The sequence below is a fragment of the Devosia sp. genome, assembly GCF_017744655.1.
In the GTDB taxonomy this organism is placed as follows: domain Bacteria; phylum Pseudomonadota; class Alphaproteobacteria; order Rhizobiales; family Devosiaceae; genus Devosia.
Genome location: NZ_JAGIAW010000014.1, coordinates 316,018 through 330,236 on the forward strand (window position 1 = coordinate 316,018; position 14,219 = coordinate 330,236).

Annotated in this window: 9 protein-coding genes; 3 read left to right on the forward strand and 6 right to left on the reverse strand. The window is 62.5% G+C overall.

All coding sequences use genetic code 11. The features are described from left to right. The first annotated feature begins 7 nt into the window (after positions 1–7). The 3 genes from J7557_RS21100 to J7557_RS21110 all read left to right on the forward strand — a co-directional run bounded on the left by J7557_RS21100 (position 8) and on the right by J7557_RS21110 (position 2,189). Entirely contained in the window at positions 8–1,525 is a 1,518-nt protein-coding gene (locus J7557_RS21100; RefSeq protein ID WP_291422366.1) for an ATP-binding protein, read from the forward strand. Between the two features lie 81 nt (positions 1,526–1,606). Beyond that, a complete protein-coding gene (locus J7557_RS21105; RefSeq protein ID WP_291422368.1) occupies positions 1,607–1,864 on the forward strand; it encodes a helix-turn-helix transcriptional regulator in 258 nt (85 codons plus the stop codon). Positions 1,865–1,919: 55 nt separating this feature from the next. Continuing rightward, the gene (locus J7557_RS21110; RefSeq protein WP_291422370.1) at positions 1,920–2,189 is read left to right on the forward strand and encodes a helix-turn-helix domain-containing protein; all 270 of its coding nucleotides are present in this window, start codon (positions 1,920–1,922) and stop codon (positions 2,187–2,189) included. Here the strand turns inward: J7557_RS21110 and pbpC are convergent. From pbpC to J7557_RS21140, 6 genes are all read right to left on the reverse strand, one after another. Beyond that, positions 2,186–4,315 (reverse strand): penicillin-binding protein 1C, encoded by a 2,130-nt coding sequence (gene pbpC / locus J7557_RS21115; protein WP_291422372.1) that lies wholly within the window; start codon positions 4,313–4,315, stop codon positions 2,186–2,188. The genes J7557_RS21110 and pbpC overlap by 4 nt on opposite strands. Next, positions 4,312–9,795, reverse strand: coding sequence for an alpha-2-macroglobulin family protein (locus J7557_RS21120; RefSeq protein WP_291422374.1), 5,484 nt, complete (start codon positions 9,793–9,795; stop codon positions 4,312–4,314). Before J7557_RS21120 ends, pbpC begins: the two co-directional genes overlap by 4 nt. A 228-nt stretch (positions 9,796–10,023) precedes the next feature. Continuing rightward, the gene (locus J7557_RS21125; RefSeq protein ID WP_291422376.1) at positions 10,024–10,635 is read right to left on the reverse strand and encodes a DJ-1/PfpI family protein; all 612 of its coding nucleotides are present in this window, start codon (positions 10,633–10,635) and stop codon (positions 10,024–10,026) included. Positions 10,636–10,693: 58 nt separating this feature from the next. Continuing rightward, a complete protein-coding gene (locus J7557_RS21130; RefSeq protein ID WP_291422378.1) occupies positions 10,694–11,644 on the reverse strand; it encodes a substrate-binding domain-containing protein in 951 nt (316 codons plus the stop codon). 55 nt (positions 11,645–11,699) lie between these two features. After that, on the reverse strand, positions 11,700–12,686 hold the full coding sequence (locus J7557_RS21135; protein WP_291422509.1) for an ABC transporter permease: 987 nt from the start codon (positions 12,684–12,686) through the stop codon (positions 11,700–11,702). A 5-nt stretch (positions 12,687–12,691) separates the two neighbouring features. Further along, entirely contained in the window at positions 12,692–14,197 is a 1,506-nt protein-coding gene (locus J7557_RS21140; RefSeq protein ID WP_291422511.1) for a sugar ABC transporter ATP-binding protein, read from the reverse strand. Positions 14,198–14,219: the final 22 nt, after the last annotated feature.

A 14,219-nucleotide genomic window follows, 5' to 3' on the forward strand; every position in this document is an offset into this window, starting at 1 on the left:
ACGAACCATGATCACGGTAATTCTTCTTGCCGCGATTTGGCTCGTATCCTTCCGTATCGCCGATCTATTTACCGTTTTCAAAACTTATTCAAGTGTGTGGTTCCTGCCCTCCGGCGTCACCATGGCCATGGTCATGGCAGCTCCCGGCTGGCTAAAACTGGTGCCCTTGCTCGCGCATCTCTCGCTCGCATCGCCACCGATGCGGCAGGTCTTCGACATCCACATCACCAGCGATTTCGACCTGCTTCTCCACAGCATTCGAATATATCTTATCTATGGCGGCACCGGCCTTTTCCTTACCCAGGTGATGCGGATCACCCTGCCCTTCCGCACCTGGGGCGAAGTTCAATGGTTCATCGGCGCCGCGCTGGTCGCTGCCTCCGTCGCCTCTGCCGCCGGCATCGGCCAGAGCGTCCTGCTCGGCGAGCTCGACCCCGGCGCCGCCCTGCCCCTGGCCGAGCCGTGGTTCCTCGGCGATGCCCTTGGCGCCATCATGGTCCCACCCATGCTGGTCCCTGCCATCATGCTGGCACTGGGCCGGCCGCTCGGCGACTGGCGCTGGCCCAGCCCCCGCGCCTTTGCCCTTCAGGCGCTAACGCTGTCACTCGCCGCACTTATCGGCGCACTTGGGCCCATGCTCGAGATCAGCTTGTGGTACCTGTTGCTGCCATCTGTGATCGTCTTCGCCCTGCGCGGCGGCCTTGAGCACGCAGCAACCGCGGCATTTCTGACCTGCGTTCTCACGCCAGCCGTCGCCATGATCTTTACCGGCGCTGTGGAAGTCTCCGGCCTCCCGCCCCTGCTCCTCACCACGGCCATCGCCGCCCTGCTCGTGGGCGCCGCCACCACCGAGCGCCAGCAGACGGCCGAGCGGCTCGAGGCGCAGGTCGCCCAGCGCACCGAGGAACTGGAAAAGGCCTACGAATTACAGCGCCATCTCGTGCGCTCGCTTGGCCACGATCTGCGCCAGCCGGTCGAAGCGATCAACCTGACGGTTGCCGCCATCGGTGATCACAGCGACATCGCCATGCGCAATACGGCCCTGACCCGCGTACGCCAGCTTGGCGCCGTCACCTCCGACCTTCTCACCCGCATTCTGGCCTATGCCCGGCTCGATACCGGCGACATCAAGGCCGAACTCGCGCCCCTGCCGCTCCACCAACTGCTGGACCAGTTGCGCGTCACCTATATCCCGCAGGCCCAAAAGCGCGCGCAACGTCTCGTCTGGCCCGAAACCGACATCACGGTGATTTCGGACCGCGAGCTGCTGTTCCAAATTCTCTCCAACTATCTCGACAATGCCATTCGCCTGACCCCCGAAGGCGGCACGGTCGAGTTGCGGATAGAACGGCGCGATACCGGCATCGGCATCATCATCAAGGACGGTTTCGACCCCACCGCGCCCCATCGCTCCAGCCGCGGCGGCCTCGGCCTGCGCATCGTCTCGCAGCTCTCCGATCTCCTCGGCGCTGCAATGGTCAACGAGCCGAACCGCAAAGGCATCATTCTACCCCTAAAGGGGTAATTAAGCCTTCCTTAATACCCCCCGCCCGCGCGCCCTTCGCCGATACATTCGAACAGATAAGGTCCACGATTCGGAATGCCCATGAACCACTTGCCGGCCGCCACCCTCCTCGGACAAAACGTCCGGCGGCTCTGTGAAATGCAGGGCATGAGCCTCGACGCGCTCGCCGAACGCCTTGGCTGGCCCGGCGAGAAGATTGCCGATCTCGTCGCCTCATCGCTCGATATCGCGCTCGATCAGGTGGACGAACTTTCTGCCGCGCTCGGTGTCCCACCGCACGAACTCTTCGACGAAGTAACCATGGCAGAAAATCAGACCCGGCAACTGCGCTACGGCTGATTGCACCGCTGGCGCGCTTTGTGTAGCGTTCTCCGTGGGGGGCGCCGAAGCTTTTATGGATAGTCGTGAACTTGTAGCCTGGAACATGCGGCGCCTGCGCGTCGAACGAAAGCTGTCCCAGGAAAAACTCTCCGAGCTCGCCGCGGTAGATCGCACCTATGTCAGTCGGCTCGAGCGCATGATGGAAAATCCGTCCATCGGTATTCTGGACAAGGTCGCCACCGCCCTTTCCGTCTCCATCGCCGAACTCTTCGTGCCTCCGGCCGCCGACGAAGCCAAGCCCAAGCCCCTCAAGGCCGGTCGCCGCCCGTCAAGCGCGAGCTAATCCAAAAATACCGTGACCGTATCGCCCCGCCCCTCGGCATCAACCACCGAGAGTGTGACATAGCCCGGCCCATCCGGGGTCCAGCTATCCTGCCGGGCAAATTGCGACCGCCCAAACGGCGCGCCATTGGCAAAGAAGGTGAAGGGGGGCACGCCATTGCGCACCTTCACCACCAATGGCGACTGCGAACCGCCGCGCAACCCAAGATCGACATCGACGCCATCGCCGGGGAAGGCAATCTCGGGAGCCGAAACGCGCGCAACAAGATCTTCATTCGGGTGCCGGAACCGCCGCAACGGCGTCGGCAGTTCCGTATTTGACGCAAACAGCACACCCGGCGGCGCCTTGGGCAAAGCCGCCTTGCGGCTCCCAAGCCGATCGAACGCCTCAAAGAGGATCGGCGCCGCCCCGGTAATCCCCGAAAGCCCCGGCACCGGCGCTCCATCCGGCCGCCCCACCCAGACTCCCACCACCGTCTTGCCATCGAACCCAATGGCCCAAGCATCGCGATAGCCATAGGATGTGCCGGTCTTGTAGGCCACACGTCCCGGCGACCCATTCAGCGGCGGCGGCACATCGGAGAGAATATCCGCCACATACCAAGCCGAGACTGGATCAAGCACCGGGGCCGAAACCTGCTGCACTGGCCGCTCCCCCAGCCCGTCATAGAGCGTAACCGGCTTGCCGCCATGCCCAAGCGCGGCATAGACGGAAACGAGATCGCGCAGCGTAATCCCAACCCCGCCCAGCCCCACGGCAAGGCTCGGCGCCGTGTCCACCGGCAGCAGCGGATTGGCATGCGCCCGCTTCAATCGCGACACCAGCCGCGCCGGCCCCACCGCGTCGAGCACCACTACCGCCGGAATATTCAAAGACTCTGTCAGCGCATCATGGATGGTGACCGTGCCACGATTGAACCCATCGAAATTGACCGGCACATAGCCGCCAAAGGCCGTGGGACGGTCCTCGATGAGGCTCTGCGGATGCGCCAGACCCAATTCGAAGGCGAGCCCATAAATCAGCGGTTTCAGCGTCGACCCCGGCGAGCGAACCGCCTTGGTCATATCAACAAAGCCGGCGCTTTCCGTCGCCAGCAGCCCCGCCGACCCCACCGACGCCAGAATTTCCCCACTATCGATATCTGCCGCCACAATGGCCACAGACACACGCGGATCGATCAACCGCGCCCGCGCCGCCGCTAATCGCTCCAGCGCATCCTGCAATCTTTTGTCGAGCGTCAGTTCCACCGTCCGCGCCAGGGGCTGCGCCTTCACGGCCTGCTGCGCCATATGCGCCGCCAGCATTGGAAAGGGCTTTCGCGCCGTCGGGATCGGTTCGAGCTTTGCCGCCCGCGCTTCTTCCTCGGCAATCGTGCCGATCGACACCAACCGATCCAGCACCATGTTCCGGCTCGCCAAAGCCGCCGCGGAATCCCGATCCGGCCGCCGCGCTTCCGGCGATTGCGGCAGCGCCACCAGCAGCGCCGCCTCCGCCGTCGTCAACCGCGTCGGCTCCTTGCCGAAATAAGCCAGCGTTGCCGCACGAATGCCTTCAATGTTCCCGCCATAGGGCGCCAACGTCAGATAGAGATCGAGGATTTCGTCCTTGCTGAGATTGGCTTCCAACTGCTGCGCATGGATCATCTGCCTCAATTTGCCAAAGGCGTTTCGCGTCGGCTGTCCCTCGACCAGCCGCGCCACCTGCATGGTCAGCGTCGAACCGCCCGAAACCACCCTGCCCCCGGCCAGCACGAACTGCCCCGCCGCCCGCAGCATGGAGTTCCACGCAATGCCTTCGTGATCAGCAAAACCCCGATCCTCATAGGCAATCAGCATGTCGATGAAGCGTTTGTCGACCTCGTCGCGCGTCACCGGCAGGCGCCAGTGGCCACCCGATGTCGTGAACGGCCGCAACAACAGGCCATCCCGATCCGTGACCTCCGCCGAAACCGGCAGCGTCTCCAGATCCGGCACGGCCGGCAGCGAAGCCGAAATCGTCGTCGTCCACGACACCAGCTGGATCACCCCAGCCAGCACCAGTACGAAAACCGAAAAACCAAAAAGCGTCAGCCGCGCCACCCATGGGCGCGGCTGCTTTTCTTGTGACTGTGTACCGTCGTCGCTCATTGGCCCTGGGCGGTGATCTCGATCGAATAGGCCGCCGTATTGCCGCGGGATTCAGGACGATACATGTCTTCCACCGTTGCGCCCGGCAGCACGAACGTGCCCGGCGTCACCGCACGAACCATATAGGCCGTGGTGAAGGTGCCGGGATCCGAGCCATACCGGAAGGCGGCGACATATTGGTCGGTTCGCGATTCCACATGTACCGGCATGTTGAGCGACAGCCAGTTGAAATCCGACACGCCCTCGCCATCCGACAGGTTCGGGTTTTCGATTTCAAAGCCCGCCGGCAGCGGATCGGCCACCACATATTGCCCCGAGCCCAAATCATGCGGCCGCACGCGCAGCACCACGATCAGGCGGTCATTCTGGGCAAGAATACCCTCAGTCGGATCGACCTCGGTGCCGTCAGGCAGGTAATAGGCCCGCGAAATGGCAAAGCCATCATCCGAGGCATCCGGCGGCACCGCCGGATAGCCCGTCACCGTCACCTTGGCCTCGGTATCGGCTGAACCGCCATTGGCAATCTCGACCGTCTCGAAACCGGCCTGCTCGACGCGGCGGTAGACCTGCCCCGTCAGTGCCTCGCCATTGATGGTGATCGACCCATCCGTGCTGCTCGCCCCAAGAGCCGAAGCAGCCAGCAGCGTCCAGGTATCCTCCTGCGTTGAGGTGTAACGCGTCCGATCGCGCAGCTTTGCCAGTTGATTGGCCAGCGAAGTCAGATCGACGCCAGCCGGCTTGAACTCGGCCGCAAGTGCCAGAACTCCGGCCATATCCCGCAACCGGCTGCCATAATCACTGCGATAACGATTATTGTTCCGGGCTGTACCCACGCTGTCGACCGCAGCTACAAAAGCCTCATTGGCGCGCGTCGTATCGCCATAGAGAGCCAGCGCCGCACCCAGCTGCGCCTGTGCCAGCGGCGAGCCGAAGGCGGCAAGACGGGCCTCGAAATAGTAGCGCAGATCACCCATCGACACCCGACCGGCACGCGCCAGATCGTAAAGCGCATAGGCAATGTCTTCGCCGCCATTCTCGAAGTCGCTGGCATAGGAGAGCTGGTTGGAGAGGTTATCGAGCGCCATGCTCAACGCCTGTTCCGGCACGGTGTACCCAGCCGCCTTGGCGCGCAGCAGGAAGTCGGTGACAAACCCATCGAGCCAGAAATCCCCGCCATCGAATGGCCCCCAGAGGCCAAAACCGCCAGAAGACGTCTGCTTGGCCAAAATGCTGGCTATCGCATCAATGACGGTCTGGTTGAGCTTGTCGTCCTTGGCCACCCCGATCATCTGCGCCACCTCATTGAGATAGAGCAGCGGTAGCACGCGGCTGGATGTCTGTTCCGCACATCCATAGGGATAGCGATCGAGCGACAGCAGCAGCCCCGGCACATCGAGCCGCGCAATCGGCCCAATGGCGAGGGTCATCGATCCGGTATCCGCCAACAGCCCATCGAAATAGCTCGCGTCAATCGAGGCGCTGCCATCCGCCTTGATCGCCACCAAACGGCTGGTGGTGACAGGCGCACTGGTCGGCCGCACGCCAAGCAGCAATTCCTTGGTCTGTGTCGTTCCATCAGGCCCGGTCACCGTCAACTGCACCGGCCAATCGCCGATCTGCATGCCGTTGAGTTTCAGGTCCAGCGAAGTCCGCTCGCCCTCGCCCAGCTCCACATCACTGGTCTCGGCCGAAGTCGAAATCCCCTCGCCAGTCGACAGCGCCACCTCGTATGAACCGGCGGCCCCACCGACATTGTTGACCTCAACCAGCAGCCGCGCCTCGTCACCGACACGCAGGAAGCGCGGCGGGCTCAGCGTCACCACCACCGGATCCCTAACGATCACATCGGTCGACGCATGCCCCACTGCCGAGGCAGTCCAGGCCATGGCCATCACCCGCACCGTGCCGGTGAAATCAGGCATGTCGAACGAGACAGTCGCCTTGCCGTCAGCATCGACTTCCACAATCCCCGTATGCAGCGCCACCAGCACCGAGATCGGCGGCGGCGTGCCCAAGCGCGAACCGCCACCATCGCCACCCGAGCGCATCGCGCCCGCCAGCCCCTGTGTCGGATCGATCAGCGAGCCATAGAGATCGCGGATTTCCATGCCGAGCTGGCGCTGACCAAAGTAGTAGTCATCCGGTGCCGGCACCTTGAAATTGGTGACATTGAGAATGCCGAGATCGACCGCAGCCACCGCCACATAGGCCTTCTCGCCCGCAGCCACATTGGCGAGATCAACGCTCACCTCAAAACTCTGCCGCGGCAGCGTCACATCCGGCGCCCCAAGCTTCACGTCAAGCTTGCGATCCCCCGGCTCCACATCGGCAAAAGCGAGGCCCAGCGCACGCGAAGGCATGCGCTTTTCCGCCGTATCGGACGGACGATAGAGCACCGCCGTCACATAGGCGCCCGGCCCCCATTCCTCGGTCACCTCAAGCGGCACGGTCGTGCCGCCTTCAGGCACCTCCACCGCTTCCATGGCGATGACGCGATTGTCGATCACCATGACCAGCGCCGTACCGGCAAACTGTGGATCGAGCTTCAGGTTCGCCGTCTCGCCCACCTTATAGGCCGGCTTGTCGAGCGCCACCTGCAGCGTGTCCGGCGTATCCGAACCCGCATCGGCATAGTAGTAGCCGGCGTAGAATTCGTAGCTCGACGAGGTGCCCTGCCCCTCGACTTCGAGACGATAGAGCCCCCAATTAACATTGGCGCCCACGGTCACCGAACCGCCATCGGGCGTATCAGCCTCGCCATTGGCAATCTCACGGGTAGTGGTGATCCCTTCCCACTTCCACGTGCTGCCATCGCGATACCACTGATAATTGGTCTCGACCCGCGACAGCGTCCAGTTCAACCCCGTCCCCGGAACCTTCTTGCCCTCTGGTGAAACGACGATCAGCTCGAACTGCGCTTCGCTGCCCTCTTCAAGCCCCGTCGCATCGGCAAACACCGGCTTGATGCCGATCCGATCGCCATCTGCGAGAACCGGCCGGGTAATACTGCGCTCAACGGTGCGCCCGCTGGTGTCAACCAGCCGCAACAGCACCTGCGCCTCAAGTGGCCGCGTCGTCGCCTGCCCCTCGGGCAAGCTCACCTCGGCCACCGCATTGCCCTCGTCATCGGTCACCCCGACAACGCCCAGCGGTTCGCGCGTCGTTTCGATAGTGTCGTCCAAGCGGCCGAACGTAAAACCCGGGAATTCCGGCAGCGTCGTCCGCGGACGCACAATCGCATCGGCCTCGATAGAAAGCCCCGGCGCCGTCGCGCCATAAAGATACTTTGCAGCGATATCGATGAGATTAGCCTCAGTGGCCGAAAACGCCCCCTCGCCCTGCGGCTTGATTTCAAAGGCCAGACGCTCCGGCTCGAAATCTTCCACGAGAAACGTCGTGCTCGACAGCGAAGCCGCATTGGGATCGGAATAGATCCGCAACGTCCATGAGCCGCGCATGGCTTCGCTGGCCATAGGTAGCGCCGCATAATAGCCGCCCGCACCCTCGTCATCCAAAACCTGGCTCGACGCCACGACACCGTCAGGCCGCTCGACTTCCAGCGTCAAAGGCAGGTTCTCGACCGCCTCGGCCCGTGCATCGCGCAGCAGCGCCGTTAAATGCACCACCTCGCCCGGTCGATAGACCCCTCGCTCCGTGGTCATGAACAGATCAAGCGGCCCCGGCGACGGACGCCCTTCCACCCCGCGATCGGTCAGATCGAACGCAGGCTTCGAGAGATCAAGGAAGGCGTAATCGTCTGCCGTCTCCGCGACCAGCAATTGCGGCGCCCTGCCACCCGTTCCGCGCGCCAGACCCGGCGCAAATACCGCGCGACCATCCACGTCGGTGGTGGCTTCGCCCAGAATTTCATTGTTGACCGCCACGAGCCGCACATCGGCCCCAACCACCGGCTGCGCCGTCTCAAGGCTGCGCACAAAGGCATGCACGCCATCATCGCCGGCAATCGTCGTCACGCCAAGGTCGGTGACGATGAACCACTGCGTCGCCAGATCCGACCAATAATCGTCATCCGGCTCGCCCTTGATCCGCGCCGTGATCACGTAGGCCCCGGCCTCCAGTGTGCCCAAGGCATCCGCCACCGGAATGGCCGTCGTCGTCAGCGCATTATTGTCGCCCTGCGCGAGATCAACCTCGCCGGTCCACACCTGCTGCCCCACGCGATCGGCAATGTCCTCGGCATTGTATTGATTGAGGCTCCCTTGGAACACGCCATCGCGCACCGCCGTAGCAATCCCGCGATCACCAATGCGGTAGATCATCACCTCGGCCGTCTCGGCATTGACCGAGGTAATCGGCAGCCCGCCACCGAGCCCGGCCGGCATCACATAGGCATTATTGGCAAAGCCCACGAAGGGCGCGCGATCCGGCACATAGACGCTGAGATCAACATCCTTGCTCAGCTCTTCGCCGCTGGCCGCTTCAAGCCCCGCACGCAGCTTGATCGTATAACGATTGCCGTGCTGCACGCCCTCGACGCAAACCTGCTCGCTTTCGGTTTCGACCGAAACCTGCGGCGCATTGGCAATCGAGACATAGGCGGAAACATCCGTGCTCGCGAGCGGCTCGGAGAACACGACGCAAATGCGCGGCGCCGCCGCTTCCGCATCGACCACATGATCGGTCACGCGGAACCCGTGCTGCGCCACCACGCTATCGAGATGCGCCTCGACATCGGCATCCGGCACCAGCGCCAAAGCCGTGCGATAGGTCGCGATCACCTCGCGCCACATCTCGCGATATTCCATGGCATTGGCGAGCGCCCGCAGGCTCGCGGCCCGATCATCTTCACTCGTCGAGCGCAAAAAGGCATTCATCGCCGCATTGGAGCCGACATAGGAGAGGTCATAGCTATTGTCCCCCTCGCTCTGTCCGGCCACCGCATCGGCCCGCCGCAAGGCAGCCTCGGCCAGCGCCTGCCACACGGCCCGATCATTGGCATTGATCGCCAGCGCCTGCCGATAGGCGACGATAGCGGAGGGATAATTCTCGTTGGCCACCTCTTCGTCGCCCGAAGCCACGAGATCGGCATAAACCGCCTTCGGCGCCGGTGCGTCGGTCTGCGGCAGGTCGCGCGCAAAACCCTTGGCTGCATCGATCAACGACTGCGCCGGGAACGGTAGTTCCGCCTGGCGCACAGCCTCGGTCACGGCCGGCGTGGGCGCGCGGCTAACGCGGCCTGAAGTTGCACCGGAGAACTCGGCGCGATCCCCAATGTCACCCTTGAGGAAGCACCACTGGCTGCGCGAATTATAGGTAAAGGCGCGACAGATATTGTCCTCGCTACACGCCGCCTGGCAGCTCTGGAGGTCCGTATTCTTGATGATGGAATAGTCGAACCCGGGCAGGTCGGTATTTTCGAAGAGCGTTATCTTCGTCTCGGCGGCAACAGGCATGATACCGGCCAAAGCCAGAACCAATGCGCCAAAGACGGTTCGAACTGCGCGGCGTCCACCCAGCATCCTGCCCTCCCAAATACGGCCCCGCATAGAAAGGCCAACCCCAATGAGAAAGCAAGAGGTGGGGATTCTATGAATTCATGAACCGCGTCATCACATCGCCACAAACAGCATTGTCAGGCTCCACCGAAAAAGACGGCAGCGCCTAACTGAAAGCTGCAGCGCTTTTTTCGCGAGACGGAGTACTCACTGGAGGAAAAATGGCCGGTCAATTGAACCGGCCATCGCAAATCAGGCAGCTTTTTCCGATACGTCACCGCTGTGGCGGATTTCGGTACCCAGAACCTTGAGGCATTCGCGAATGAAGGCCGCGAGTGCGGTCCAGCCCTTGGCTGAAACCATTGTGCCGTCGACATAGGCCTCAGTGGGCGACAGGTCGATATAGGTGCCGCCAGCCAGCGTTACTTCCGGCTCGCAAGCGCCGAGTGCCGCGACCTTCTTGCCACGCACCACGCCATCGACGGCGACGAGGATCTGCACGCCGTGGCAGATGGTGAAGATCGGCTTCTGCGTCTCGTGGAAGTGGCGCACCATGGCCTGCACGCGCTTGTCCGTGCGGATATATTCCGGACCGCGACCGCCGGCCGCATAGACAGCGTCATATTCTTCGAGCCGCACTTCGCTGAAGGTTTTGTTGATCAGGGCATAGTGGCCCATCTTCTCGGTATAGGTCTGGTGACCTTCGAAATCATGGAGTGAAGTGGCGATCAACTCGCCCGCCTTCTTGTCCGGGCAGACGACGTGCACGGTGTGGCCTACCGCTTCCATGGCCTGCTGGTAGACGTAGATTTCGTATTCCTCGGTGAATTCACCGCACAGCATCAGAATCTTTTTGCCGGGCATTCTCGGGTCTCCAATCAGTAAAGTGGTTGGGCCGCGCCAGAGCGCAGCCCATTAGCAATCAGAACGGGGAATCGGGGAAGTAATATTCTTCCGCATTGTCCTTGGTGATCAGCGGTGCGTCGAGTTTGACACTGCCACGCACGGGCGCCTGGCCGTTGAACTGGGCAGCAGTCATGTAGATCGCGGTCTTGATCATGGACGGCGGATAGGGTGTCTCGATTGGGGTCATCGCGTCACCAGCCATGACTTTCTCGATGATTTCCTTCATGCCATTGCCGCCGAGCGCATACTTGATCTCGGTGCGGCCCGACTGCTCGATGGCTTCGAGCACACCCAGGAGCATGTCGTCGTCATTGGCCCAGACGGCGTCGATATGCGGATACTTGGCGAGGTAATCCTGCATCAGGCTGAAGGCTTCGTCGCTGTTCCAGTTCGCATACTGGATGTCGAGGATCTTGATATCGGAGCCTTCGAGGCCTTCCTGGAAACCCTGGATACGCTCGTCATCGATGACCGTGGGAATGCCGCGCAGCACGACGACATCGCCCTTGCCGCCCAGATTGTCGACCAGGAACTTGGCCGTGGTAGAGCCCACCGCGATATTGTCGCCGGCGACGTAGAGATCCTGGATTTCGGGATCGGTCAGGCCGCGGTCGACCACGGTGATGAAGGTACCGGCATCGGAAACGGACTGCACCGGGCCGGTCAGTTCATCGGAGGAGAACGGCAGGATGACAAGCGCGGAAAGACTGCCCGAGGCGGTGAGATCTTCGAGGGCGCTCACCTGAGCCGCGGCAGACGGCGAGGTCTTGACCGTGACTTCGATATTGGGGAAGGCGGCGTTGATTTCCTCGGCGGCCTTCTGCGCGTGATAGACGACGCCACCGGTCCAGCCATGCGTTGCGGCCGGGATCGAGACGGCAATGGTTTTCTTTTCCTGGGCCAAGGCGGGTGCAGCGACGAGGATCGTCGCCAGAGCCGCCGCGGCCAGAAGATTACGTTTCAACATAAGATTTCCTCCCAGAAATAAATGGACCTGAACTTTATGCAGCCGTGAGGTCCGGTCACGGCTGCTTGGAGAACCTCTGTACGAGCATGGCGATGATGATGATGACGCCCTGTACGGCTGCGACGAGGTATTCGGAGATGAAGTTCGAGAGCACCATGAGGTTGGCGATCATCTCGAGGATGACGGCGCCGGCGATGGTGCCCCAGATGCGGCCCTTGCCGCCCCGCAGCGCCGTGCCGCCGATGACCACGGCGGTAATCACCTGCAACTCCCAAAGCAGGCCGGTTGTGGGCGTGGCGGCACCAAGGCGCGGCACATAGCAGATGGCTGCGATGGCGACGCAAATGCCCTGGATGACGAAGGCCATGGTGCGGATGCGGCCAACCGAGATCCCCGAAAAGCGCGCCACATCCTCATTGGCGCCCACTGCGGCGCAGCGGCGGCCGAACTTGGTCTTGTAGAGAATGAAGGCGCCGATCAGGGCAACGACGATGGAAACGATGATCGGGATCGGGATGCCTATGAAGTTGCCATAGTAGACCGGGCGGAAGGGCTCGCGCAGGCTCCTGTCGATGGGGATATTGCCGCCATCGGACATGAAGGTGATGAGCGCCCGGAAGATGCCCATGGTGCCCAGGGTCACGATGAAGGGCTCGATCTTGCCCACAGTGACGATGAGGCCGTTGAAAAGCCCGCAAAGCGCACCAACGCAGAGCACCAGAGCCATGCCGGCGATGATGGCATTAGCGCCCATCGAGGGGACCATGGCATTCATGAACATGATCATGATGCCGGTGACGAAGGCCGCCATGGAGCCGACCGAGAGGTCGAGACCGCCCGAGGAAATGACAAACGTCGCGCCCACCGCAATGATCGCGATGAAGGCCGACCGCGTCACGACATTGGCGACATTGGTGGGCGAGAGAAAGTCGGGATTAATAATGACGCCTGCAATGATCAGCACGGCGAGGGCGATGAAGGGGCCTATATCGACCCAGTTGATACGCTGCGTGAAGGGTTCGCGCTGCGGTAGCGCTGCAATGTCGGTCAACGGGAATCTCCTCCTGCCGCAGCGGTTGGTCCGCCACTTGTGGCCGCCAGAACGACGGCTTCTTCGGTAATGTCATCGCCGGCAAATTCGGCCACGATGCTGCCGGCGCGCATGACAAGGATGCGGTCGCAAAGCCCGACGAGCTCCTGCAGCTCCGACGAGATAACGATGCAGGCCTTGCCGGCCCGGATCAGCGCGTCGATGAAGGAGTAGATCTGGCTCTTGTTGCCGATATCGATGCCGCGGGTGGGCTCGTCGATGATCACCACCTGCGGGTCGAGCATCATGATCTTGGCGAGCAGCAATTTTTGCTGGTTGCCGCCGGACAATTGCCCGGCTTCGAGGCGCCTGGAGCGGACACGAATGTCGTATTCGCCGATGGCGCGATCGAGCTCGCGGGCCTCGACCTTTTGTTCGATATAGGGCTTGCGATAAAGCCGAGAAAGCGCGGTGAGCACCAGGTTCGGCGCCAGCCGCTCGCGCAGCAACAGGCCTTTGCCCTTACGATCCTCGGTCAGGTAGCCGATACCTGCATCGACGCCATCGGCGACCGAATGGATGCGTACTGGCTTGCCGTTGACGCGCACCTGCCCAACCTTGGTGGAGCGCAGGCCCAAAAGACCTTCGAAAAGTTCGGTGCGCCCTGCCCCGATCATACCGCCGAGCCCAAGCACTTCGCCCGGCCGGGCGACAAGCGAGGCGTCGGTGACGAAGCCCGGGACGCTCAGGTGCTGGATTTCGAGAACCGGCGGGAGCAAGGAGACACCGCGCTTGGGCGGATACAGCATTGCCAGCTCCCGGCCAACCATCAGGCGAGCCATATCTTCCTGCGTCACCGCGGCTGCGTCATAGGTGCCGATCATCTTGCCATCGCGCAGAACGGTGATGCGGTCGGCCAGTGCTTCCACCTCGTTGAGCCGATGGGAAATGTAGAGCACCGCGACACCACGATCGCGGAGGCCGCGCACAATGCCGAGCAGCGTATCGACCTCGGCCGTGGTCAGCACGGCAGTCGGTTCGTCGAAAATGACGACGCGATGATCCTCCAGCAGAGCGCGTGCGATCTGCACCAATTGGCGCTGCGCGATCGGCAGGTTGCGCACAAGCTCCCGCGGCGATGCCGTTGAGCCCAGGGCCTTGAGGCGTTCTGAAGCGATATGCTCCATGGCACGATCGTCGACGACGCCATTGCGCGTGCGTTCGCGGCCGAGAAAGAGGTTCTCGACGACCGTCAGTCCGTCTGCGAGGAGGATTTCCTGGTGAACGAGGGCGATACCGGCATGTTCGGCCACGACGGGCGTATTGAAGGTGACTTCCCCGCCGGCGAGGCGAATGGTGCCTGCCGTTGGCTTCACATGGCCCGAGATGACCCGCATCAGCGTCGACTTGCCGGCGCCATTTTCGCCGATGATCGCGTGGATCTCGCCGGCGCGGATGTCGAGATTGACGTCAGACAGCACGGTGACCGGGCCATAGGCCTTGCTGAGCTCGGAGAGCTGCATCAGCGGCACGGCGCCGGCCGGC